This is a genomic window from Mycobacterium paraintracellulare, assembly GCF_000276825.1.
Lineage (GTDB): Bacteria > Actinomycetota > Actinomycetes > Mycobacteriales > Mycobacteriaceae > Mycobacterium > Mycobacterium intracellulare.
This window is the reverse complement of the sequence record NC_016948.1, coordinates 4,572,335-4,594,341: the sequence shown is the minus strand read 5'-3', so window position 1 is coordinate 4,594,341 and position 22,007 is coordinate 4,572,335. Positions and strand designations below refer to the sequence as shown.

Genomic DNA, 22,007 nt, shown 5'->3' with positions numbered 1-22,007 from the left:
GTTCCACTCGACCGCACGCGTCAGAACTTGGCGCCCAATCCCGCGATCAGGTTGATGGTGACCGCCAGGACGACCGCGCCGAGCAGGTAGGACAGCAGCGCCTGGCGCAGCACCGTGGCCCTGATGGAGGTCAATCCGATCTCGGTATCTGACACCTGATAGGTCATGCCGACCGTGAAGGCGACATACGCAAAGTCGCGAAAGCGCGGCGGCTCCGGGTCGTGGAAGTTGATTCCGCCCGGTTCGTCCGAGTAATACAGCCGCGCGTAGTGCACGGTGAACAGCGTGTGCACGGCGAACCAGGACGCCGCGACGGTCAGGATGCCGACGACGGCGGCTTCCACGGCGCCGGGACCCGAACGCGACGCCGCGGCGACCACGTAACCGACCCCGCCCAGGCTCGCGACGCTCGCCGACACGATGACCGCGTCGGATGCCCACCGGGTGGGATCCTCCCGGGTCGCATATTCGCGGGTTTGATCGGCATCCATTCCGCCCAGGATGAGCCGCGTCCACACCACGTAGACACCGGCGGTGACGATCCAGCCGGCCAGCGCGAACCGCCAGCCGACCGTGTTGCCCACCCCAAGGGCGACGGCGACTCCGAGCACGGCGGCCACCGCTATCCGCGCCCCGACCGTGTCGCGAAAGAAGTCGGCGAGGGGTTTCACAATCCCGACCTAAGCACGATCCTCAGCGCCCGACGAGGACCCCGACGATGACGATGCCTACGCCCACCAAGATCGCCAGCGAGAGCGACACCAACCCGAAGCTGACAAAGCTCTCCTTCGCCGTCGAGGCCTCAAAGTCGCCCGCCGCGATGGGCGCGAATCTGCGACCGGCGCCCCACGCCGCCGCGAGCAGCGTCGTCAACCAGTTCGCGTAGGCCGCGTACACGATGAGCGCGACCGCGGCGATTCCCCACGCGTGGGGCAGGTGAATGTGCGGCCACAGCAGACCGAGCAACACGAGGAACATGCCGTTGAGCAACGCCTCCAGGTGGCTCGACAACCCCATGCGCCCGTTCTTCAGGGCGGGGACGGCCAGCCCGGTGAGCAGGCCGAGCAGAAACAGGACCAGACCCAGGGTGAACAGCGCGGTCTGCATCTCAGCACAGTAATTCGCCGTCGCGGGGCCGGCGCCGTTTTCGGGGCCTCAAGCGTCAGCGGGTGCCCGGCGGCAGGCTGGGCGGGGTCGTCACGGTCGTGGTCGGCGCGGACGTCGTGGTCGGGGTGCTGGTGACCGTGACGGTGCTCGTGCTCGTGCTCGTCGACGGCGGTGGCACGACGACTGTGCTGGTGCTGGTGCTGGTTGTGACGCTGGTGGTCGACGAGGTCGTCGTCGCCGACGCCGCCGCGATCACACCGCAGGCGATTCGTTTGTTCGACTCGGCGGTGGGGCCGCCGCCCAAGTTGTCGACGCTCTGGTGCAGGATCAGGGCGCTGCCCGAGCTGCTTCTCAGGTCCGCGGCGGTAAACGAGTTGCTGGTGGTGACCAGCTTCGCCGAGCCGTCGGAGCGCACCTGCAGCGCGGTCAGGTCTCCGCTGGCGGGGTAGCCCGTGTGATCGGCCGCCTGGTAGACGCTTCCCGCGGAGTCGAAGTCGCCCTCGCATTTGCCGACCGAATGGATTTGCAGCCCATGGAAACCGGGGCTCAGCACCTGGTTGGGGCCGGCCTCCACGGTCACCGTGGCGTAGCCGTTCGCGAATTCGAAGGTGGCGTTGGCGACCGGGATCCCGTCGGCGGTCTTGAGCTGGGTGGTCAGCCGCTCCGCGCCCGGGGCGGGGCTGGTCAGCGGCGACGTATTGGGTTGGCTGCCCTGCTGGTTCGCGCAGGCGGCCAGCGGTGCGAGGGTCGCGGTGAGCGCCGCGACCGCAAAGGATGCGCCCTTGTTCATGGGCGGTGCCTACCCAATTCGCCGATTTCAAAAACGGGCACGCCTCGCCGCAGCGCCACATCCCCGCCGGTCACAGCGAACTGAGCAGGGCCGCGCGGCCGCGGACGCGCAGCCTGTTGAGCCTCGACTGCCGTAGCCGGGCCATGCGCTCGACCATTTGATTCCCGAGACTTTCGAGCAAGTCCTCACTCAAATCTATTGGAGCCGGACACAAGTCGCGTTCCTCCTCGCTGGCGTGGGCGTCGAGGACCCGGACGAATGAGGACCATTCGTCTTGGTAATTCGGCGCGGTCGGCGCCGTCCGCAGGAGCACCGCCAGCTGATCCCACACTTGGCGGTGTTCCGCGTGGGCGATGGCGACAAGTGCGCTCGCCGCCGCTACCGCCGGATAGAACAGGTCGTCTTCGATGCGCATGTGGATGTCCAACTCGAACAGCAGCTCAGCGAGGGCGGCCTGGCGCTCGTCGGCCTCGGGCGGTATCGCGCTGATCCTCTCGCAGAGTCCGCGTAAAACTCTGTGGTGCTCGAACAGGACGTCGTAGGCATTCATCGCTTTACTCCGCGCACCTCGACGAGTCCGTCGCGGATCCGCACCGGATAGCGCGGCAGCGCCGCTGTTGCCGGTCCGCGCAACACTTCTCCCGATTCGCACGCGAACCTGGAACCGTGCCAGGGGCAAACGATTCGATCGCGGTCGATCCAGCCGTCGTTCATCGGCGCGCCCAGGTGGGGGCAGTGCTCGCCGACGGCCAGCACCCGGCCTTCGTTGCGATAGAGCACCACGCCGACGCCGGCCACCTCCACACGCCGCGGCTGGCCATCCAAGGACGCGACCGCCAGCACCGGTGTCCACCGATCTCCGCTCAGCCGGGCGCCGGAGCGGTCAACCCCGGTGCCCGATGCGAACACCAACGTGCCGCCGAGGTAGCCGGCGCCGAGGGTGAGGCCGTAGCCCAGCGCGCTCGCCGCCATCCCGCGCCGGTGCCGCCCGCCCCGGCGGTCCCACCAGGACACCGCGTACAGGCCCGTCGCTATGGCGTTGAGGGCGCCGTGGACGAGACCGATTCGACGCGATTGTTCGTGGGTGTGCTGCCAGTCCGTCAGTCCGGTGGCGGCCGCGCCGACGCTGCCGGCGAGCCCGACGCCCAGCGCAAACCTCGACGCGTCGTGCAGCTGCGCGGCGCGGCGCGGCAACACGCTGACCGCATCCATTGCGACCGTCGTCGTCAGCGCTCCCATCGGAATCGACGTCAGAGCCGGATGCAGCGGATGACCGAGCCAGGTGCCGTGCAAGAAATTGCTGATCCGATCCCGGTGCCGACCCGCCGCGGCGAACACGAAGGTCAGAGCGTGCTCGAGTCGGTAGCTCGGCCGATCCAGCCACGCTTGTCGTCCCAGTGTGGTGCGCCCATGTGCCACAGTGCATCCCCTTCGGGTGCGAGGACCGGCGCGGCGCAACGCGTCTCGACGCCGCGTCGGCTATAGACCGCGGCTGGCCCGCCGCGTCCATGTCTGGTTCACGGACTGCGGATGCGAATCGTTCATTCGACGGCCGGCCGGGCCGTGCGGCGGCGACGACATTGTCGGGGCTCGACAACGAGCCCCCTCCCCGTTGTCCGGTGGGGGCAAGCGCCACTGCGGCCGGTCACGCGACCATGGAATCAGCAAGGGACGCAGACTTCGCCCAACCCAGGGCGCGCCCAGTCGTCAGGGGCGGTGCACCGGCCCGCCCGCCCCTGGCGGCAACCCCCTCCGACACGAAAGGACGCCACGCGCCATGACCACCATCCAGCGCATCCGGATGACGCCGCAGGACTACACCCGATTGCACGACGAACTGGCCGGGCTGCGTTCGCGCCGCGGGGCCGAGGTTCCCGACGACCTCATGGACTACAACCCGAATCGCCGTGCGCGCCAGTCCGTGTGGCGCGCGCGCATCTGCGAGATCGAGGGCCTGCTGTCCCACGCGGTCGTCGTCGGCGAAGGGGCGGCCTTTGACCCCGTCGCCGAAGCGGGCATGGTGTTGACCATCCGCTACGACGACACCGGCGAGACGGAGACGCTTCTGCTCGGCCGGCCGTGCCCCGAGGCCGCCGGCATCAAGGCCTATTCGATGGCGTCCCCGCTGGGTCGCGCGATTGCCGGCGCCCGCCCCGGCGACCAGCGTTTCTACGCCATCCCGGGTGGGACGGGGCGGTCCGTGACCGTGCTAAGGGCCCTGCCGTACGAAATGCATGCGGCGAAAAGCCTTGGGCCACAGGTGGTCTTACGGTGATGCAGACTATGGAAGCAACCATGCCCGCGGAGAAGGCGAAATCGCTGTTCACCCAGCGTGATTCGGCGCACGTTCCGGACAAGCAGATCCACCGCTGGGAAGGCGAGGGCGGCGCGGAGTACCTGCCCAGGTCGCATCGACGGCCGGAATACTAGGCCCGCGCCGAAAGACGATCGGGGGTCAGGCGCTGCGCCGGATGCCGCGGCCGATGTCACCCTTGAGCAGGAGGTCGCGCTCGGATTCCGACAGGCCGCCCCACACCCCATAGGGCTCGCCGACTTCGAGGGCGTGCGAACGGCATTCCTGGATCACCGGGCATTGCCGGCACATTTCCTTGGCGCGTTGCTCGCGTTGCATGCGGGCGCGGCCGCGCTCGCCGTCGGGGTGGAAGAACATTGCTGAGTCAACGCCGCGGCACAAGCCCTGCAGTTGCCAATTCCAGATGTCGGCGTTGGGTCCAGGTAGCTGCTCCGGCTGTGGCATTGGTTCGTTCCCTCTCTGCACGGCCCGCCCACGTGCGGTCGGGTTCGCGAAAGCGATTGTGTGCAACTTAAATTAAGTGGAGTGGAGTCCCCGATGACTACCCGTCATGTGTAGACGTTAGGGGCGACGGTGAATTTCCGTCAATAGCCACTTAGCCCGGCAAAGTATGTGTCCCTTGGTGCAAAATTAACGTTGCGTTCATCTCGAATGAAATGGCGCCTCCGACGGGGTGCTACCAGGCGGTTGTCCGAAACGTGATTTCCCAGCTCAGCGCCGACCGCGCCCGCGGGCCGAATTTATCCATGGGCTATAGTGATTAACTGTTCGGTAACAGGAAGACCACAAACTGTTTACTACATCATTGTGATTGAAACTCGTCACACTTCCTTGATTGGGCGGCGGTTGGCCGACGCCGCGTTCGGAGACGGGCCCGGCGACTGGCCGCTGCCGTCGGCGACGACGCCCGCGCAACTGTGGCTGCGCGCAGTCGCCGCCGGGGGACAGGGGCGCTACGGCGCCGCGCAGCGCGACCTCGCGGCGCTGCGGCGCGCTGCGCCGGCCGGCCGGCTGGCCTCGCTGGGCATGAGCACGCAGGGATCGTTCCTGCGCCAGCTCGGTTGGCACACCGTCGCGCGCCGCTGGGACGGGCGCGCCCTGGCGCTGGCCGGCGCCGATCCCGAGGCGGGCGCCGACGCCCTGATCGGGCTGGCGGCCGACGCGCTGGGCGTGGGGCGATTCGCGGCCGCGGCGGCGCTGCTGGCGCGTGCCGACCCGCTGCTGGCATCCCCGGACCCCAAAACCCCCGTGCCCGACCGGATTCCGGTGCGCCGGCGGTGGGTGGCCGCCGAGCTCGCGATGGCCCGCGGCGAGGGTGACGTCGCCGTCCGCCATGCCGGCGAGGCGGTGGAGCTGGCGGCGGCCATGAGCGTCCCGTCGGCCCGGCACCGAGTCAAGAGCGAGGTGGTGCTGGCCGCCGCGCTGTGCAGCGCGGGAAACATCGAGCGCGCCCGTGCGGTCGCGGACGCCGCGCTGCAGACCACCGGCCGGTTAGGTCTGCTCCCGTTGCGTTGGGCGTTGGCGTGCTTGCTGATCGATATCGAAAGCGTCACGTTTTCGGCACAGCAACTGCACGAAATCCGGGATGTCTGCGCAGGCCAGGTGCGGCACGCCGGTGGAACGTGGCGTTCCGCTTGAATCGGGCCCCCGCCCGTTATTGTCATTTCGTTAGTTAGCCCAGTTGGCCCGCGATGTGTCCGGTTCGTAACGTTAGGGATATCACCGTCGATGACAATTCCAGCAGGGGAACGTCTCGATGCCGTGGTCGCCAAGGCCGTCACCGGAGACCACGGCGCGCTGAGGGAGGTGCTGGAGACCATCCGTCCGATCGTCGTGCGATATTGCCGGGCCCGTGTCGGCACGGTCGATCGGGGTGGCCTGTCAGCGGATGACGTGGCGCAGGAGGTGTGCTTGGCGACCATCACGGCGCTGCCCCGCTATCGCGATCGCGGACGCCCCTTCCTGGCTTTCCTGTATGGCATCGCGGCCCACAAGGTCGCCGACGCCCATCGGGCCGCCGGTCGTGACCTGGCCTATCCCACCGAATCGATTCCCGAACGGTGGTCGCCCGACGCGGGGCCCGAACAGCTTGCCATCGAAGCCGATTCGGTGAGCCGGATGAGCGAACTGCTCGAAATCCTGCCCGCCAAGCAGCGCGAGATCTTGATCCTGCGCGTCGTCGTCGGCCTGTCCGCCGAGGAGACCGCGGCCGCGGTCGGCAGCACCACGGGGGCGGTCCGAGTTGCCCAGCACCGCGCGTTGTCGCGGTTGAAGTCCGAGATGATTGCGGCAGGTGACTGTGCCTGAATCCCTGGATGAATTCGCCCGCACCGACCTGCTCCTCGATGCGCTGGCCCAGCGCCGGCCGGTGAGCGTCGAGGACCCCGACGTCGACGTGCTGACCACGATGCTCGAGGACTGGCGCGACAACCTGCGATGGCCGCCGGCCAGCGCGCTGGTGACGCCCGAGGAGGCCGTCAACGCGCTGCGGAAAGGACTGGTCGAGCGCCGGCGGGGCCGTCGCGGCCTGACCGCCATCGCCTCGGTCGCCGCCGCGCTGATCGCGCTCAGCGGTTTCGGCGCCATGGTGGTCGAGGCCCGTCCCGGCACCCCCCTGCACGGATTGCACGCGATGTTCTTCGACCAACCGCGGGTCCACGAAAAGCAGGAAATGCTGGCCGCCAAGGCCGACCTGGCCAAGGTGCAGGAATCGATCGACCGCGGCGAGTGGGAGCAGGCCAAGAATCAGCTGACCGACGTGAGCAGTTTGGTGCAGTCGATCGACGACCCCGTCGCCAAGCGGGAGCTGATGAATCAGCTGAAGCTGTTGAACGCCAAGGTCGAATCGCGCAACCCGAACGCGACGCTGCCCTCGTCGGCGGCTACGCCGGGTGCGCCCAATCAGTGACGGCGGTGGAAGCCGTCGGCGTCTGACGTCGCCTCGTTGAGCGAGGCGTCGGCGTAGCCCCGGCAGTAATCCCACGTGACGTAGGCGTCCGGCTCGGGGTCATAGGCGGGCTCGTGCGGGCGCACGGTGCCGTCGATCAACAGCTGCAGGAGGTTGGCCCGCAGCATGTCCCAGTCGTGGTAGTGATCCTGCTGACACTCGTCGCAGCAGACGACGAGCCCGCGAATGCCTTTGTGCGCCAGCAACGCTTCGTACACCGCCAGATCAGCGAGGTCGGCCTCGACGGCCATCCGCTCCTGCTGATCCAGGGGCTGGCCCGGCTCGACGGCTTCCAGTGCCGCCGACGGATCACAGGGGTCGTCGGCGAAAGGGTCGGGCGGCAAACCCGGTGGGAGGTGGTCGCGCACGCCCCTAGCCTACGCAGCCCGGTCGGGATAACGCCAGCAGGGAGCCACCCGCCGTTCCCGTTCCGTTCGGGGTGCGCGGCGCGCCCCGAGCAAGCGAACTCTCACGCTGTGCCCGATTGGCCGGCTTCCTCCTCGCGCCGTCCCGGCGCGCATCGTCACCCGGCGAAGGGGAGCCGATAGGATGGGTTTTCTCACGCCGCATCGTATGGAGGGCCCCACTGATGACCCGTGGCACGTCCCACCTGGAAGCCAGCTCTGACCTCGTCGGCAGTCCGTATGTGCGGGTCGGCGGCCTGGTCGACGACCCGGTGCCCACGGGGGGCGACAACCCGCACAAGATCGCGATGCTGGGGCTGACCTTCGACGACGTCCTGTTGCTGCCCGCCGCCTCCGACGTGGTCCCCGCCACCGCCGACACGTCCAGCCAGCTCACCAAGAAGATCAGGCTCAAGGTGCCGCTGGTGAGCTCGGCGATGGATACCGTCACCGAGTCGCGCATGGCGATCGCGATGGCGCGCGCCGGCGGCATGGGTGTGCTGCACCGCAACCTGCCGGTCGCCGAACAGGCCGGCCAGGTCGAGATGGTGAAGCGCTCCGAGGCGGGCATGGTCACCGATCCGGTCACCTGCCGCCCGGACAATACGCTGGCCCAGGTCGACGCGCTGTGCGCCCGGTTCCGCATCTCCGGCCTGCCGGTGGTCGACGAATCCGGCGCGCTCGTCGGCATCATCACCAACCGCGACATGCGGTTCGAGGTCGACCAGACCAAGAAGGTCGCCGAGGTGATGACCAAGGCCCCGCTGATCACCGCGCAGGAGGGGGTGTCCGCCGACGCGGCGCTGGGCCTGTTGCGGCGCCACAAGATCGAGAAGCTGCCGATCGTCGACGGCCACGGCCGGCTGACCGGGCTGATCACCGTCAAAGACTTCGTCAAGACCGAACAGCACCCGCTGGCCACCAAGGACAGCGACGGCCGGCTGCTGGTCGGCGCCGCCGTCGGTGTCGGCGGCGACGCCTGGGTGCGGGCGATGATGCTGGTCGACGCCGGGGTGGACGTGCTGATCGTGGACACCGCGCACGCGCACAACCGGCTGGTGCTCGACATGGTCGGCAAACTCAAGGCCGAGGCCGGCGACCGCGTCGAGGTGATCGGTGGCAACGTCGCCACCCGGTCGGCGGCCGCCGCGCTGGTCGCCGCCGGCGCCGACGCCGTCAAGGTGGGCGTGGGGCCGGGGTCGATCTGCACCACCCGGGTGGTCGCGGGCGTCGGCGCGCCGCAGATCACCGCGATCCTGGAGGCCGTCGCCGCCTGCGGGCCGGCCGGGGTGCCGGTGATCGCCGACGGCGGGTTGCAGTACTCCGGCGACATCGCCAAGGCGCTGGCCGCCGGGGCGTCGACGGCCATGCTGGGCTCGCTGCTGGCGGGCACCGCCGAGGCGCCCGGCGAGCTGATCTTCGTCAACGGCAAGCAGTTCAAGAGCTACCGCGGCATGGGGTCGCTGGGGGCCATGGCGGGCCGGGGCTCCGGGACCGGAAAGTCGTACTCCAAGGACCGCTACTTCGCCGACGACGCGCTCTCCGAGGACAAGCTGGTGCCCGAGGGGATCGAGGGCCGGGTGCCGTTCCGCGGCCCGCTGTCTTCGGTGATCCACCAGCTGACCGGCGGTCTGCGCGCGGCGATGGGGTACACCGGATCGTCGACCATCGAGGAACTGCAGCAGGCCCAGTTCGTCCGGATCACCGCGGCCGGGCTGCGGGAAAGCCACCCGCACGACGTCGCCATGACGGTCGAAGCCCCCAACTACTACGCGCGCTGAGGCCCAGATGGTCGAGATCGGGATGGGCCGCACCGCCCGTCGCAGCTATGAACTGAGCGAAGTCAGCATCGTCGCGTCCCGGCGCACCCGGTCGTCGCAGGACGTGTCGACCGCCTGGCAGCTCGACGCCTACCGATTCGAGATCCCGGTGCTGGCGCATCCGACCGATGCGCTGGTGTCGCCGGAGTTCGCGATCGAGCTGGGCCGCCTCGGCGGGCTGGGCGTGCTCAACGGCGAGGGGCTGATCGGCCGGCACGCCGATGTCGAGGCCAAGATCGCCCAGCTGGTCGAGGCCGCCAGCAAGGAGCCCGAACCCTCGGCGGCGATCCGGCTGCTGCAGGAATTCCATGCCGCCCCGCTGAACCCGGACCTGCTGGGCTCGGCCGTCGCCCGCATCCGGGAGGCCGGCGTCACCACCGCGGTGCGGGTCAGCCCGCAAAACGCCCAGGCGCTCACCCCGGTGTTGCTGCAGGCCGGCATCGACCTGCTGGTCATCCAGGGCACCATCGTCTCGGCCGAGAGGGTGGCCAGCGACGGCGAGCCGCTGAACCTGAAGACGTTCATCTCCGAGCTCGACGTGCCGGTGGTCGCCGGCGGCGTGCAGGACCACCGCACCGCGCTGCACCTGATGCGCACCGGTGCGGCCGGCGTCATCGTCGGCTACGGCGCCACCCGGGGCGTGACCACCAGCGACGAGGTGCTGGGCATCAGCGTGCCGATGGCCACCGCGATCGCCGACGCGGCCGCCGCGCGCCGCGAATACCTCGACGAGACCGGCGGCCGGTACGTGCACGTCCTGGCTGACGGCGACATCCACACCTCGGGCGAGCTGGCGAAGGCCATCGCCTGCGGCGCCGACGCGGTGGTGCTGGGCACCCCGCTCGCCGAGTCCGCCGAGGCGCTCGGCGAGGGGTGGTTTTGGCCGGCCGCGGCCGCGCACCCGTCGTTGCCGCGCGGGGCGCTGCTGCAGATCGCCGTCGGTGAACGCCCGCCCCTGCGGCAGGTGCTGGGCGGGCCGTCCGACGACCCGTTCGGCAGCCTCAACCTGGTCGGCGGGCTGCGCCGGTCGATGGCCAAGGCCGGCTACTGCGACCTCAAGGAATTCCAGAAGGTCGGGCTGACCGTCGGTAGCTGACTCGTCATCGGCGAGTGCCCGGCCAGGCGGGCGCGGGACGCCGACCGCGCGGCCAGCCGGGCGCCCGCGCATCGGCGGAGGCCGCTGGTTTGTTACCCGCGAGTAAGGCCATACTGGTGCGATGAAGCCGGATTACGACGTACTGATCATCGGTTCGGGTTTTGGGGGCAGCGTCAGCGCATTGCGGCTGACGGAAAAGGGCTACCGCGTCGGCGTCCTCGAGGCCGGACGCCGGTTCGCCGACGAGGATTTCGCCGAGACGTCCTGGGATCTGCGCAAGTTCCTGTGGGCGCCGAAGCTGGGTTGCTACGGCATCCAGCGCATCCACCCGCTGCGCAACGTGCTGATCCTGGCCGGCGCCGGCGTGGGCGGCGGCTCGCTGAACTACGCCAACACGCTGTATGTGCCGCCGGCGCCGTTCTTCAAAGACCAGCAGTGGTCGCACATCACCGACTGGCGCGACGAGCTGATGCCGCACTACGACCAGGCGCGACGCATGCTGGGTGTGGTGGAAAACCCGACCTTCACCGACGCCGATCGCGTCGTCAAGGAGGTCGCCGACGACATGGGCTGCGGCGACACGTTCGTGCCGACACCGGTCGGGGTGTTCTTCGGCCCCGACGGCACCAAGGCGCCGGGCAAGACCGTGCCGGACCCCTACTTCGGCGGCGCCGGACCCGAGCGCACCGGCTGCCTTGAGTGCGGCTGCTGCATGACCGGGTGCCGCTACGGCGCCAAGAACACCCTGCTGAAGAACTACCTCTATCTCGCGGAATCGGGTGGGGCGCAAGTCATTCCGATGACGACGGTGAAGCGGTTCGAGCAGCGCCCCGACGGGCTGTGGGAGGTCCGCACGGTGCGCACCGGCAGTTGGCTGCGCCGCGACCGGCGCACCTACACCGCCAAGCACCTGATCCTGGCCGCCGGGACGTGGGGCACCCAGCACCTGCTGTTCAAGATGCGCGACGAGGGCCGGCTGCCCCGGCTCTCCAACCGCCTCGGCGTGCTGACCCGCACCAACTCCGAGTCCATCGTCGGGGCCGGGCGCCTGGAGGTCTCTCCGGATCTGGACCTCACCCACGGGGTGGCGATCACGTCGTCGATCCACCCGACGCCCGACACCCACATCGAGCCGGTCCGCTACGGCAAGGGCTCCAACGCGATGGGGCTGCTGCAGACGTTGATGACCGACGGGCCGGGCCCCGAAGGCACCGACGTGCCGCGCTGGAAGCAGTTGCTGGACACCGCCCGTGAAGATCCGCGCGGAATGCTGCGGCTGCTCAACCCGCGCCAGTGGAGTGAGCGCACCATGATCGCGCTGGTGATGCAGCACCTGGACAACTCGATCACCACGTTCACCAAACGCGGCAAGCTCGGCATCCGCTGGTACACCAGCAAGCAGGGCCACGGCGAGCCGAACCCGACGTGGATCCCGGTGGGCAACGAGGTCACCCGCCGCATCGCCGCCAAGATCGACGGCGTGGCCGGCGGCACCTGGGGCGAGCTGCTCAACATCCCGCTGACCGCGCACTTCCTCGGCGGCGCGGTGATCGGCGACAACGCCGACCACGGGGTCATCGACCCCTATCACCGGGTCTACGGCTACCCGACGCTGTATGTGGTGGACGGCGCGGCGATCTCGGCGAACCTGGGCGTGAATCCGTCGCTGTCCATCACCGCCCAGGCCGAGCGGGCCGCGTCGCTGTGGCCGAACAACGGCGAAAACGACCGGCGCCCGGCGCAGGGCGAGCCGTATCGCCGGCTGGATCCGATAGCGCCGGCGCACCCGCGGGTGCCCCTCTCCGCCCCGGGCGCGCTGCGCTGGTCACCGGTCGATCCGGTCAGCTCGGTGGGCTAGCTAGCTCCCGTGACGATCGCGAGCGCGGCGTAGCCGGGCGCTGCGGGTCGTCACCATCAGCTCCCGTGACGATCGCGAGCGCGGCGTAGCCGGGCGCTGCGGGTCGTCACCATCAGCTCGCCAGCACCTCGAGCGGCGTGCCGCTGACCACCCGGCTGCGCTCGCCGTGCACGTTGACCGGCACATCGCCCATCAAGGTGATGCGGTGCATGAGCCGGGGCTGGTCGTCGTAGTCGTCGATGGCCCGGTGCTGGGTCGCGCGGTTGTCCCACATGGCGACGTCGCCCGGCGCCCAGGCCCAGCGAATGGTGTTCTCCGGCATGGTGATTCGTCGCTGGAGTAGCTCGAGCAGCACGCTCGACTCGTGGTTGTCCAGGCCCACGAAGCCGCGCACGAAATCGCCGGCCAGCAGCGCGCGTTCACCGGTCTCCGGGTGTACCCGCACCACGGGATGCTCGGTGCGGAAGTCGGGCTTCTCGAAGGCTTGCCGAAACGCCCGCTGCGCGTCGCTCATCGACATGACCGCCTCGGTGGACACGTAGTCGTAGCGGTTGGTGTGCAGCGCCCAGAGGTTTTCCACCAGGTGCTTCAGCGGCTCCGGCAGATGCTGGTAGGCCGCCACGGTGGAGGCCCACAGCGTCGAGCCGCCATAGGAGGGCAGGGTGACCGCCCGCAGGATCGAGGCCGCCGGGTAGTTGGCGGCGAACGTCACGTCGGTGTGCCAGCGGGTCGCCTTGCCGTACTCGGAGTCGATCGGCGTGATCACCGGCATGTGCTTGGCGGCCAGGGCGGACGCGGCCGGGTGGCCGATGGGGGTGCCCAGCAGGCGCGCGAAGTCGAGCTGCTGCTCGTCGTCAAGGTGGTGCTGGTGGCGAAAGAAGACGACCTTGTGCGTCAACAGCGCCCGGCGGATCGTCTCGACCGCGGCGTCGTCGAGGTGGCCGCCGAGGCTGACGCCGTCGATTCGGGCCCCGATGCGACTTCCCAGCTTGGTGACGGTGATTTGAGCAGTCATGTCGTGTTCCTCGAGTCAAAACGGGTGTAGTCAAGTGACTACGTTTGGTAGTGTAGTCAGATGACTACAACGTCCGCAAGAGGCCGCGGGAAACCCCCGACCGGGCGGGCGGAAGTGGCCGCGGCGATCCTGGAGGCCGCCACCGAGCTGTTCGCCGAGCGCGGCCCGGCGGCGACCTCCATCCGCGACATCGCCGCGCGGGCAGGCGTCAACCACGGGCTGGTGTTCCGGCACTTCGGCACCAAGGAACAACTCGTCGGCGCCGTGCTCGACCACCTGGGGGACGACCTGAGCGCCCAGCTGGAGACCGACACCCCCGCCGAGGTGGTGCAGCGCTCCCTGGACCGCCAGATGCGGGTGATGGCCCGCACCGTGCTCGACGGCTATCCGGCGGGCCAGCTGCAGAAGCGCTTCCCCAACATCGCCACCCTGCTCGACGGGGTGCGGCCGCTCTACGACGACGAGGTCAAGGCGAGGCTCGCCGTCGCCAATGCCCTTGCCCTGCAATTTGGTTGGCGGTTGTTCGCGCCGGTCCTGCGCTCGGCGACCGGGATCGAAGAGCTGACCGACGCCGAATTGCGCGCCGCGGTGGGCGCCGAAGTGGAGCGGATGCTCGGGCCCGCCGACACTCAGTGAGGCCGCGACAGCACCCGCCGGTGCATGGGCGCGCGCCCCAGCGGCTGCTGCGGCGGCGGCAGGAGCGGCTTGCGGGGACGCACGGCGACCGTCGTCGGGGATTCGGTGCTCAGCTCGAGGTCCTCGCCGGCGTGCCGGATGGTCAGCTCGCCGCCGGGCCCGTCGCGCAGCGTGTACGTGACATCGACGTGGTTGACGTCGATGGTGACCCGGAAGTCGCGCCACCGCAGCCGGAATCGCAACCGCGAAATCCCGTCCGGCAGAGCGGGATCCAATGACAGCATGCCCTCGTCGTCGCGCAGGCCGCCGAAGCCGGACACCAGCGCGGTCCAGGCGCCGGCGAGCGAGGCCATATGCAAGCCGTCACGGGTGTTGTGGTGCAGGTCGCGCAGGTCGATCAGGGCGGCCTCATACGCGTAGTCATGGGCCAGGTCCAAATGCCCGACCTCGGCGCACATCACCGCCTGGGTGCAGGCCGACAGCGACGAGTCACGCACCATGCGCGGCTCGTAATAGTCGACGTTGCGGGCCTTCTGTTCGGGCGTGAACGCGTGGCTTCGCCAATGCATCGCCAGCACCAGGTCGGCCTGCTTGATCACCTGCGCGGGGTAGAGCCGCACGTAGGCCTCGTGCAGCAGCAGCGGATAGGTGGTGTTCTTGTCGAAGTCCCATTCCGCGAAGGTGGTGAACCCCTGGCACTGCTGATGGACCTCCAGGCCGGCGTCGTAGGGAAGGTTGGCCGCGTCGGCGGCATCGCGCCAGGCGGCCGCCTCCTCGGTGGTGACCCCCAGCGCCTTGGCCGCCTCGGGATGGCGGTTACAGGCGTCGGCGGCGGTATGCAGATTGTGCGCGGCCATCAGGTTGGTGAAGGCGTTGTCGCGCACGATCGCCGTGTACTCGTCGGGGCCGGTGACACCGTCGAGGTGCCAGACCCCGTGCCGGTCGTGATGGCCCAGCGAGAGCCAGAGCCGGGCGGTCTCCACCAGCACCTGCAGGCCGCAATCGGCTTCCAGGTCGTTGTCCCCGGTGACGACGCGGTAGCGCTCGAAGGCCATTGCGATGTCGGCGTTGATGTGCCAGGCCGCCGTGCCGGCCGGCCAGTAGGCCGAGCACTCCTGCCCGCGGATGGTCCGCCAGGGGAAGGAGGCGCCCTCCAGGCCCAACTCGGCGGCCCGCTCCTTGGCCAAATCCAGGGTTGAGGCCCGCCATCGCAGCGCGTCGGCCACCGTGTGCGGCGCGGTGTAGGTCAACACCGGCAGCACGTAACCCTCGGTGTCCCAAAAGGCGTGTCCGTCATAGCCGGTTCCGGTGAGCCCCTTGGCGGCGATCGCGCGGCGTTCGGCGCGAGCGCTGGCCTGCAACAGGTGGAAAAGCCCGAAGCGCACGGCCTGCTGGGATTCGGGGTCGCCGTCGACCTCGACGTCCGCGCAATCCCAGAAGTCGTCCAGATACTCCCGCTGCGAGTCCAGCAGCCCCTGCCATCCGCTGTAGCGGCCGCCGTGCAGCGCGGCGGCGACCTGGTCGCGCAGCGCCGGACGCGAGCGCATGCTCGACCAGCCGTACGCCAGGTACTTGACGATGCGCAACTTCTGCCCCTCGCGCAGCCCACAGATCACGGTGGTCCGGGCCAGATCGGCGCGCGCATCCGTGCTGACCTCCACGCGCCCGGGAACCTCGACCTCGTGGTCCATGCCGGCGGCCATCATCAGCGCGCTGCTGCGGGTGCGGTGCATGAGAACTGCTCCGGTATCGGTGTTTTCGTGGTCGACCTCTTCGAGAGGGTTCTCCAGGATGGCCGACACCCGCGGGTCGCCGGAGGTCTGCGGCTGGTCCTCGTTGGCGACCAGTTCGGACTGCACGGTGACCCGCACGAAATCGCCGACCGCTTCCACGACGTACTCGATGGCGGCGAGACCGCGGTGGGGCAGGGAGACCAGTCGGGTGGAGACCACCTTGACCTCTTTGCCCGCGGGCGAGCGCCAGTGCGCGGTTCTCGTCAGTGTTCCGGCGCGCAGATCGAGATTGCGCACGTGGGAGATCAATTCGCCGTAGCGGACGTCGAAGGGCTCGTCCTCGACCAGCAGCCGGATGATCTTGCCGTTGGTGACGTCGATGAGCGTCTGGCCGGCTTCCGGGTAGCCGTAGCCCGCCTCGGCATACGGCAGCGGCCGGATCTCGTAGAAGGAGTTCAGGTAGGTGCCCGGCAGGCCGTACGGCTCGCCCTCGTCGAGGTTGCCGCGCAGCCCGATGTGCCCGTTGGACAAGGTGAACAGGGATTCCGACTGGGCCAGCAGGTTGAGGTCAAGCTGGGTTTCGCGAACGTGCCATGGGTCAACGGGAAACGATGCATCGGTGATCATGACTGCAGCAACTCGGCGAGGTCGCTGACCACCACGTCCGCGCCGTTGCGGCGTAAGTCCTCGGCTTGGCCCACCCTGTCGACACCTATCACGAAACCGAAGTTACCGGCCCGGCCGGCGGCCACCCCCGACAAGGCGTCTTCGAACACGGCCGCCGCCTCGGCGGGGACGTCGAGCAGTTGCGCCCCGCGCAGGTAGGAGTCGGGCGCCGGCTTGCCGGCGATGTGTTCCTGGCGCAGGGTGATGCCGTCCACCCGCTTTTGCACGAACCGGTCCAGCCCGGTGACCTCGAGGACGTCGCGGGTGTTGGCGCTCGAGGACACCACCGCGATGCCCAGGCCCGCGGCCGACGCCGCCTCGAGGTAGCGCCGCGAACCGTCGAAGACCTTGACGCCGTCCTGCTTGAGGACCTTCTGGAACATGTCGTTCTTGCGGTTGCCCAGGCCGTAGACGGTCTCGGCGTCATCGGGGTCATCGGGGCTGCCGTCGGGCAGTTCGATGCCGCGGCTTTCCAGAAACGACCGGACCCCGTCCTCGCGTTTCTTGCCGTCCACGTATTTGCGGTAGTCCGCGGCCGCGTCGAAGGGGACGAATTCGTCGCCGGTGCGCTGGGCCCGGTCGGACAGGTAGGCGTCGAACATCGCCTTCCACGCCTTGGTGTGCACACTGGCGGTGTCGGTGAGCACGCCGTCGAGGTCGAACAGGCAGGCGCGCACCTTTTCTGGCAGACCCAGCTCTGAGCTCACCGGCGGTCCTCGCTTTCTGGTCTCGGGGGCTGGTTGACCGATACCCACTCCACCATGTCCGCCATGCGTGCCGCCAGCGTTTCGGTGCCCGCGCCGCGGCGGGGCGGATGCCTGCGGGGACGGCCGGTCGCCGGTCAACGCGTTAACGCGCTGTGCCGCAGGTGATTTCGTCGACGACGGAGTCAGCCCCCGCTGCCGGGCGCCCCCTTGCCGTCGCCCGGGGGCCAGGTGCCCGGCACCATCGGCATGCGGGGTGCGTCGCCGAATTCGTCGGCCGCCAGGGTGGTCAGGCCCGCCGCGGCGACGGGTTCCTTGCGCGCCGTGCCGGCGAAGCCCAGGTTTGCGGCGCCGCCGTGCGACGCCGTCGTCTCCGGCTCGTTCCAGTCCGGATCGACGTCGACGTTCATGTCCATGAACTCGTCGCCATGGGCGCGCTGCCGCGCCCGCCGGCGCCGGCGGGTGCGCGCCGCCTCCCGCGCGGCCGCGGCCGCGACGGCCGCGGCCGAATCGGGTTCGGGCGCCTTCTTTTTCGCGCCGGCGGCGGCGCCCGCGCTCATCCCCGAACCGAAACCGATGCCGGGAGGCGCGAGGGCGTACGGGGGCACGAACGGGACGGTGCCGGCGGCCGGCGGCGCGGGCGGCGCCGGGCTGGCCACCGTGGCGGCCGAGGGCGCGGGCGCGGGCGCGGGTGCCGGCGCGGCGGCCGCGGCTGGCGCGGTGACGGGGCTCATGGCGGGCGCCGCCGGCAGGCTCGGAGGTGCGGCTGGGGCCGGGGCGGCCGGCACCGCGGCGGGCGCGGCCGGGGGGGCCGGGGCGGCCAGGCCGGCAAAGCCGGCCAGCGCCCCGAAGGGGGCCGCGGCGACGAGCATCGGCAGCAACAGCAACTGGGGCTGCGTCGGGAGCCAACTGGCGAGCTGGGCCAGGTGTGTCGGCCAGTCGAGCAGCACGAGTTGCGTGATGAACTCGAAGGCCGCCGCCGGGTTTTCCTGCAACAGGGCCCCGAACTGCTGGAAATCGGAAAACAGCTCGAGGGCCCGGACCACCCACCACATCAGGTCCCCGGGGTTGGTGTAGGCCTCGTAGGGCAGGCCGTTGAGGGTCCCCTCGACCGGATCCCAGTCGAGGCCGAACAGCCGCAGGATCTGGGCGACGAACTGGTTGAGCGGGCTGTCGAACCCGTGCTCGTGGTCGTGGTGGTCGTCGTCCTCCTCGTGGTCGTGTTGCGCGGTGGCCTCGGACTTCAGGATCGGCGGCGCCGGGTCGGTCGGCGGTACGGCCGCCACCGTCGCCGTGGAGACGGCTTCATAGGTCGCCATCGTGCCGGCGGCCTGGACCCACATCCGCGCATAGTCGGCCTCGTTGACCGCGATCGGAATGGTGTTGATCCCAAAGAAATTCGTCGCCACCAGGGCACCGTGGACGACGTGGTTGGTGGTCAGCTCCGGCAGGGTCGGCATCGCCGCCAGCGCGGCGGTGTAGGCGGTGCCCGCCGCCTCGTGCTGGGCGGCCGCCGCGGCGCTGTGCGCGCTGGCCTGTGTCAACCACGCCAGGTACGGGGCGTGCGCGGCGACGTAGGATTCGGCGCTGGGCCCCTGCCACGCCCCGGCCTGCGTCGACGTCAACAGCGCGCCGAGTTCTTCTGCGGCCGAGGCGTATTCGGCGCTCATTGAGCTCCACGCCGCCGCCGCGGCGAACAGCGACGCCGGCCCCGGTCCGCTGCTGAGCAACGCCGAGTGCACCTCGGGCGGGGACGCCATCCACACCGGCGCGGTCATCGCCGGACGCCTCGTCGGCGGTCGGCCATCGGCGGCGCGCTTGCGGCGGGCAACGTCATCACGGCAACTCCTGGGCTGGGCAGTGTGCAGATCCTCGACCAGTCAATTGAAAATGATTGTCGTTATCAATACTCGACCGCCGACCTCATGCCAAAGGCATAGAATTCGCCGCGGCGGCGCGTTACGCACCGCGTTTTCGCCGTGGGCCTCTCGGGCGGCGGCGGCGCAGGCGGCCACTAGACTCGCCTGCGTGGCCGAATCCAGGGAAACTGAGGCAACCGAGCCGGCGGGCGCGTCCGGACCGCCCGCTCGACCGGTGCTCGTCGTGGACTTCGGGGCGCAGTACGCGCAGCTGATCGCCCGCCGGGTCCGCGAGGCGCGGGTTTTCTCGGAGGTCATCCCGCACACCGCCACGGCCGAGGACATCAAGGCCAGGGACCCGCTGGCGCTGGTCCTTTCCGGCGGGCCGTCCAGTGTCTACGCCGACGGCGCCCCGCAGCTGGACCCGGCGCTGTTCGACCTCGGGGTGCCGGTGTTCGGCATCTGTTACGGGTTCCAGGCCATGGCCCAGGCGCTGGGCGGGACCGTCGCCCACACCGGCACCAGCGAATACGGCCGCACCGAACTGAAAGTCCTTGGCGGCGAACTGCATTCGGGCTTACCGAGCGTCCAGCCGGTGTGGATGAGCCACGGCGACGCGGTCACGGCCGCGCCGGACGGGTTCGAGGTGGTGGCCAGCAGCGCGGGCGCGGCGGTCGCCGGGTTCGAGAACCGGGCCCGTCGGCTGGCCGGCGTGCAGTACCACCCGGAGGTGATGCACAGCCCGCACGGGCAGCAGGTGCTCAGCCGCTTCCTGCACGACTTCGCCGGGCTCGGCGCGGACTGGACGGCCGCCAACATCGCCGAGGCGCTGGTCGAGCAGGTGCGCGCCCAGATTGGCGACGGCCATGCGATTTGCGGGCTGTCCGGCGGCGTGGATTCCGCGGTGGCCGCCGCGCTGGTACAGCGCGCCATCGGTGACCGCCTGACCTGTGTCTTCGTCGACCACGGGCTGCTGCGCGAGGGCGAGCGCGCGCAGGTGCAACGCGATTTCGTGGCCGCCACCGGCGCCAATCTGGTGACCGTCGACGCGGCCGACACCTTCCTCGACGCGCTCGCCGGCGTGACCAATCCCGAAGGCAAGCGCAAGATCATCGGCCGCCATTTCATCCGGGCGTTCGAGGGCGCGGTGCGAGACATCGTGGGGGACAACGCTTCCGACGGCTCCGGCGTCGAGTTCCTGGTCCAGGGCACGCTGTATCCCGACGTGGTGGAGTCCGGCGGCGGCAGCGGCACAGCGAACATCAAGAGCCACCACAACGTCGGCGGCCTGCCCGGCGACCTGACGTTCAAACTCGTCGAGCCGCTGCGGCTGCTGTTCAAGGACGAGGTGCGCGCGGTCGGGCGCGAGCTGGGCCTGCCGGAGGAAATCGTTGCGCGCCAACCGTTCCCGGGTCCCGGCCTGGGCATCCGGATCGTCGGCGAGGTCACCGCGGAGCGGCTGGAAACGCTGCGGCGGGCGGACTCGATCGCGCGCGAGGAGCTGACGGCCGCCGGCCTGGACACCCTGATCTGGCAGTGCCCCGTGGTGCTGCTGGGCGACGTGCGTTCGGTCGGCGTGCAGGGCGACAACCGCACCTACGGGCACCCGATCGTGTTGCGGCCGGTGACCAGTGAGGACGCCATGACCGCCGACTGGACCCGGGTCCCCTACGAGGTGCTCGAACGCATCTCGACCCGCATCACCAACGAGGTCGCCGAGGTCAACCGCGTGGTGCTGGACATCACCAGCAAGCCGCCGGGCACCATCGAATGGGAGTAGTCGCCCTCGCGTGGGTGCAGGACTTTTCGGCGTTGTTTTCGGTGGAAGTGATCACCGCTCGGCGTGCCCGCTGAGCTTCCGCCGGAAGGTCCGCCTCCTGGACAAGATGCGCGAGCGGGAGATGCGGCCGCCGAGTGATGCCGCACAACATGGGTAACAGGCGCCACAGGAGTCGCTGCGCGGGTGGACAGGCGTTGTGCCCACCTCCGAGCGACAATCTCGGGCGGGCCCGTGACCAGCGAAAACGTGTTGTCGCTCGGAGGTGGGCACACGCACTGCGCCCTCCGCCAGGGTCTGGTGTGGCCGATGGGACTTGTGAGGCGCGACGTGCGGCGACGCCGGCCCCGTGCCCGGGGCCGCGGCGGCCGGCCGGCTGGCATGGTTCAGCGTCGACGGAGTGGGCGTTGCCGCCGAAAAAATCACGCCCGAAAACACCATCAGCCACACCGGCACCGAGCGCATAAAGCAGCCCCTCACGTTGCTTGACGGTTGTCAGAGGGCCGGTGTTTACTTCGAACATACTTTCGAACGCCCGGTGAAGGAGGCTAGGTCATGACCGCGGCTTTTGCCTCCAGTCACCGCGAAGAAACCCGCGCTGAGCAGCTCGAATCGCTTCGACGGCGGATGGCGAGCATCTCCTCGAAAAAGGCCGGGCCGACCGTCCCCGACGACCTGCTGGACTCGGAGTCCCAGCTGGCGCTGCCGCAGTGGCTGGCGGACCTGCTGCCGGCGCCGCTGCCGCGGGGAACGGTGGCGGTGCTCTCGGGTGCCCGGTCGCTGTTGTTGAGCATGGTCGCCGCGGTCACGGCGGCCGGTGGCAACGCCGCGATCGTCGGCCAGCCGGACATCGGGCTGCTGGCCGCCGCGGAGATGGGGGCGGATCTGAGCCGGCTCGCGGTGATACCGGATCCCGGAACCGATCCGGTCGAGGTGGCCGCGGTGCTCGTCGACGGCATGGATCTGGTGGTCCTCGGGCTGGGCGGGCGCCGGGTGCCGCCGACGCGGGCGCGGGCGGTGGTGGCGCGGGCCCGCAGCAAGGGGTGCACTCTGCTGGTCACCGGCGGCGATTGGCAGGGCGCGCCGACGCGGCTGGCGGCCCGGGTCTGTGGCTACGAGATCACCCCGCACTGGGGAATGCCCGCCCCCGGATTCGGGCGGATCAGCGGGGTGCGGCTGCAGGTCAGCGGGATGTGTGCGGGACGACGGGTGATGGCCCAAGCGCGAGCGGGGTGAACTCCGGTGGTAACCCCTTCTGGTTCAAGGGTTTTGGCGATCTGG

General features: G+C 69.7%; 22 protein-coding genes. 11 read left to right on the top strand and 11 right to left on the bottom strand.

Going from position 1 to position 22,007, the window contains the following annotated elements; all coding sequences use genetic code 11:
- Window positions 1-20: 20 nt before the first annotated feature.
- From OCQ_RS21260 to OCQ_RS21240, 5 genes are all read right to left on the bottom strand, one after another.
- Window positions 21-671 (bottom strand): DUF1345 domain-containing protein, encoded by a 651-nt coding sequence (locus OCQ_RS21260; protein ID WP_008260184.1) that lies wholly within the window; start codon window positions 669-671, stop codon window positions 21-23.
- A gap of 22 nt (window positions 672-693) precedes the next feature.
- Window positions 694-1,107: a hypothetical protein gene (locus OCQ_RS21255; RefSeq protein WP_009957480.1), complete on the bottom strand. Its 414-nt coding sequence runs from the start codon at window positions 1,105-1,107 to the stop codon at window positions 694-696.
- A 55-nt stretch (window positions 1,108-1,162) separates the two neighbouring features.
- Complete coding sequence (locus OCQ_RS21250) at window positions 1,163-1,897, bottom strand: superoxide dismutase family protein (protein WP_014383246.1); 735 nt, start codon at window positions 1,895-1,897, stop codon at window positions 1,163-1,165.
- Between the two features lie 70 nt (window positions 1,898-1,967).
- On the bottom strand, window positions 1,968-2,447 hold the full coding sequence (locus OCQ_RS21245; protein WP_014381056.1) for a hemerythrin domain-containing protein: 480 nt from the start codon (window positions 2,445-2,447) through the stop codon (window positions 1,968-1,970).
- Window positions 2,444-3,316, bottom strand: coding sequence for a Rieske 2Fe-2S domain-containing protein (locus OCQ_RS21240; protein WP_041785200.1), 873 nt, complete (start codon window positions 3,314-3,316; stop codon window positions 2,444-2,446). The genes OCQ_RS21245 and OCQ_RS21240 overlap by 4 nt, the downstream gene beginning before the upstream one ends.
- Before the next feature lie 358 nt (window positions 3,317-3,674).
- Between OCQ_RS21240 and OCQ_RS21235 the strand changes: the two genes are divergently transcribed.
- The gene (locus OCQ_RS21235) at window positions 3,675-4,172 is read left to right on the top strand and encodes a GreA/GreB family elongation factor (RefSeq protein ID WP_008260175.1); all 498 of its coding nucleotides are present in this window, start codon (window positions 3,675-3,677) and stop codon (window positions 4,170-4,172) included.
- Between the two features lie 8 nt (window positions 4,173-4,180).
- Complete coding sequence (locus tag OCQ_RS26830; RefSeq protein ID WP_009952494.1) at window positions 4,181-4,327, top strand: hypothetical protein; 147 nt, start codon at window positions 4,181-4,183, stop codon at window positions 4,325-4,327.
- Between the two features lie 25 nt (window positions 4,328-4,352).
- On the opposite strand, the gene OCQ_RS21230 is transcribed toward OCQ_RS26830, so the two are convergent.
- Complete coding sequence (locus OCQ_RS21230; protein ID WP_009952496.1) at window positions 4,353-4,655, bottom strand: WhiB family transcriptional regulator; 303 nt, start codon at window positions 4,653-4,655, stop codon at window positions 4,353-4,355.
- 402 nt (window positions 4,656-5,057) lie between these two features.
- Here OCQ_RS21230 and OCQ_RS21225 point away from each other — a divergent pair, with 402 nt between their 5' ends.
- The 3 genes from OCQ_RS21225 (at window position 5,058) to OCQ_RS21215 (ending at window position 7,119) form a co-directional block, all read left to right on the top strand.
- On the top strand, window positions 5,058-5,849 hold the full coding sequence (locus OCQ_RS21225) for a hypothetical protein (RefSeq protein WP_014385753.1): 792 nt from the start codon (window positions 5,058-5,060) through the stop codon (window positions 5,847-5,849).
- A 90-nt stretch (window positions 5,850-5,939) separates the two neighbouring features.
- On the top strand, window positions 5,940-6,518 hold the full coding sequence (locus OCQ_RS21220; protein WP_014381051.1) for a sigma-70 family RNA polymerase sigma factor: 579 nt from the start codon (window positions 5,940-5,942) through the stop codon (window positions 6,516-6,518).
- Window positions 6,505-7,119 (top strand): anti-sigma-D factor RsdA, encoded by a 615-nt coding sequence (locus OCQ_RS21215; protein WP_232065622.1) that lies wholly within the window; start codon window positions 6,505-6,507, stop codon window positions 7,117-7,119. Before OCQ_RS21220 ends, OCQ_RS21215 begins: the two co-directional genes overlap by 14 nt.
- On the opposite strand, the gene OCQ_RS21210 is transcribed toward OCQ_RS21215, so the two are convergent.
- The gene (locus OCQ_RS21210) at window positions 7,113-7,526 is read right to left on the bottom strand and encodes a DUF5319 domain-containing protein (protein WP_007773416.1); all 414 of its coding nucleotides are present in this window, start codon (window positions 7,524-7,526) and stop codon (window positions 7,113-7,115) included. The two genes, OCQ_RS21215 and OCQ_RS21210, sit on opposite strands and share 7 nt — an antisense overlap.
- Before the next feature lie 221 nt (window positions 7,527-7,747).
- Between OCQ_RS21210 and guaB the strand changes: the two genes are divergently transcribed.
- The 3 genes from guaB to OCQ_RS21195 all read left to right on the top strand — a co-directional run bounded on the left by guaB (window position 7,748) and on the right by OCQ_RS21195 (window position 12,336).
- Window positions 7,748-9,343 carry an IMP dehydrogenase gene (gene guaB, locus OCQ_RS21205; protein WP_014942860.1) on the top strand — a complete coding sequence of 532 codons (1,596 nt, stop codon included), beginning with the start codon at window positions 7,748-7,750 and terminating at the stop codon, window positions 9,341-9,343.
- A gap of 7 nt (window positions 9,344-9,350) precedes the next feature.
- A complete protein-coding gene (locus tag OCQ_RS21200; RefSeq protein ID WP_008260152.1) occupies window positions 9,351-10,478 on the top strand; it encodes a GuaB3 family IMP dehydrogenase-related protein in 1,128 nt (375 codons plus the stop codon).
- 121 nt (window positions 10,479-10,599) lie between these two features.
- On the top strand, window positions 10,600-12,336 hold the full coding sequence (locus OCQ_RS21195; protein WP_014385751.1) for a GMC oxidoreductase: 1,737 nt from the start codon (window positions 10,600-10,602) through the stop codon (window positions 12,334-12,336).
- A 112-nt stretch (window positions 12,337-12,448) separates the two neighbouring features.
- Here the strand turns inward: OCQ_RS21195 and OCQ_RS21190 are convergent, their stop codons facing one another.
- On the bottom strand, window positions 12,449-13,351 hold the full coding sequence (locus OCQ_RS21190; RefSeq protein WP_014381049.1) for a TauD/TfdA dioxygenase family protein: 903 nt from the start codon (window positions 13,349-13,351) through the stop codon (window positions 12,449-12,451).
- A gap of 60 nt (window positions 13,352-13,411) precedes the next feature.
- On the opposite strand from OCQ_RS21190, the gene OCQ_RS21185 reads away from it, so the two are divergent.
- Window positions 13,412-13,987 carry a TetR/AcrR family transcriptional regulator gene (locus OCQ_RS21185; protein WP_009954986.1) on the top strand — a complete coding sequence of 192 codons (576 nt, stop codon included), beginning with the start codon at window positions 13,412-13,414 and terminating at the stop codon, window positions 13,985-13,987.
- Here the strand turns inward: OCQ_RS21185 and OCQ_RS21180 are convergent.
- The 3 genes from OCQ_RS21180 to OCQ_RS21170 all read right to left on the bottom strand — a co-directional run bounded on the left by OCQ_RS21180 (window position 13,981) and on the right by OCQ_RS21170 (window position 18,868).
- Entirely contained in the window at window positions 13,981-16,347 is a 2,367-nt protein-coding gene (locus tag OCQ_RS21180) for a glycoside hydrolase family 65 protein (RefSeq protein WP_014385749.1), read from the bottom strand. The two genes, OCQ_RS21185 and OCQ_RS21180, sit on opposite strands and share 7 nt — an antisense overlap.
- Window positions 16,344-17,141: a beta-phosphoglucomutase family hydrolase gene (locus tag OCQ_RS21175; protein WP_371286284.1), complete on the bottom strand. Its 798-nt coding sequence runs from the start codon at window positions 17,139-17,141 to the stop codon at window positions 16,344-16,346. The genes OCQ_RS21180 and OCQ_RS21175 overlap by 4 nt, the downstream gene beginning before the upstream one ends.
- Window positions 17,142-17,275: 134 nt before the next feature.
- A complete protein-coding gene (locus tag OCQ_RS21170) occupies window positions 17,276-18,868 on the bottom strand; it encodes a PPE family protein (protein ID WP_014385747.1) in 1,593 nt (530 codons plus the stop codon).
- Window positions 18,869-19,118: 250 nt separating this feature from the next.
- Between OCQ_RS21170 and guaA the strand changes: the two genes are divergently transcribed.
- Both guaA and OCQ_RS21160 read left to right on the top strand, forming a co-directional pair.
- The gene (gene guaA, locus OCQ_RS21165) at window positions 19,119-20,729 is read left to right on the top strand and encodes a glutamine-hydrolyzing GMP synthase (RefSeq protein ID WP_179960092.1); all 1,611 of its coding nucleotides are present in this window, start codon (window positions 19,119-19,121) and stop codon (window positions 20,727-20,729) included.
- Window positions 20,730-21,281: 552 nt separating this feature from the next.
- Entirely contained in the window at window positions 21,282-21,962 is a 681-nt protein-coding gene (locus OCQ_RS21160) for a hypothetical protein (protein WP_041785194.1), read from the top strand.
- Window positions 21,963-22,007 lie beyond the last annotated feature (45 nt).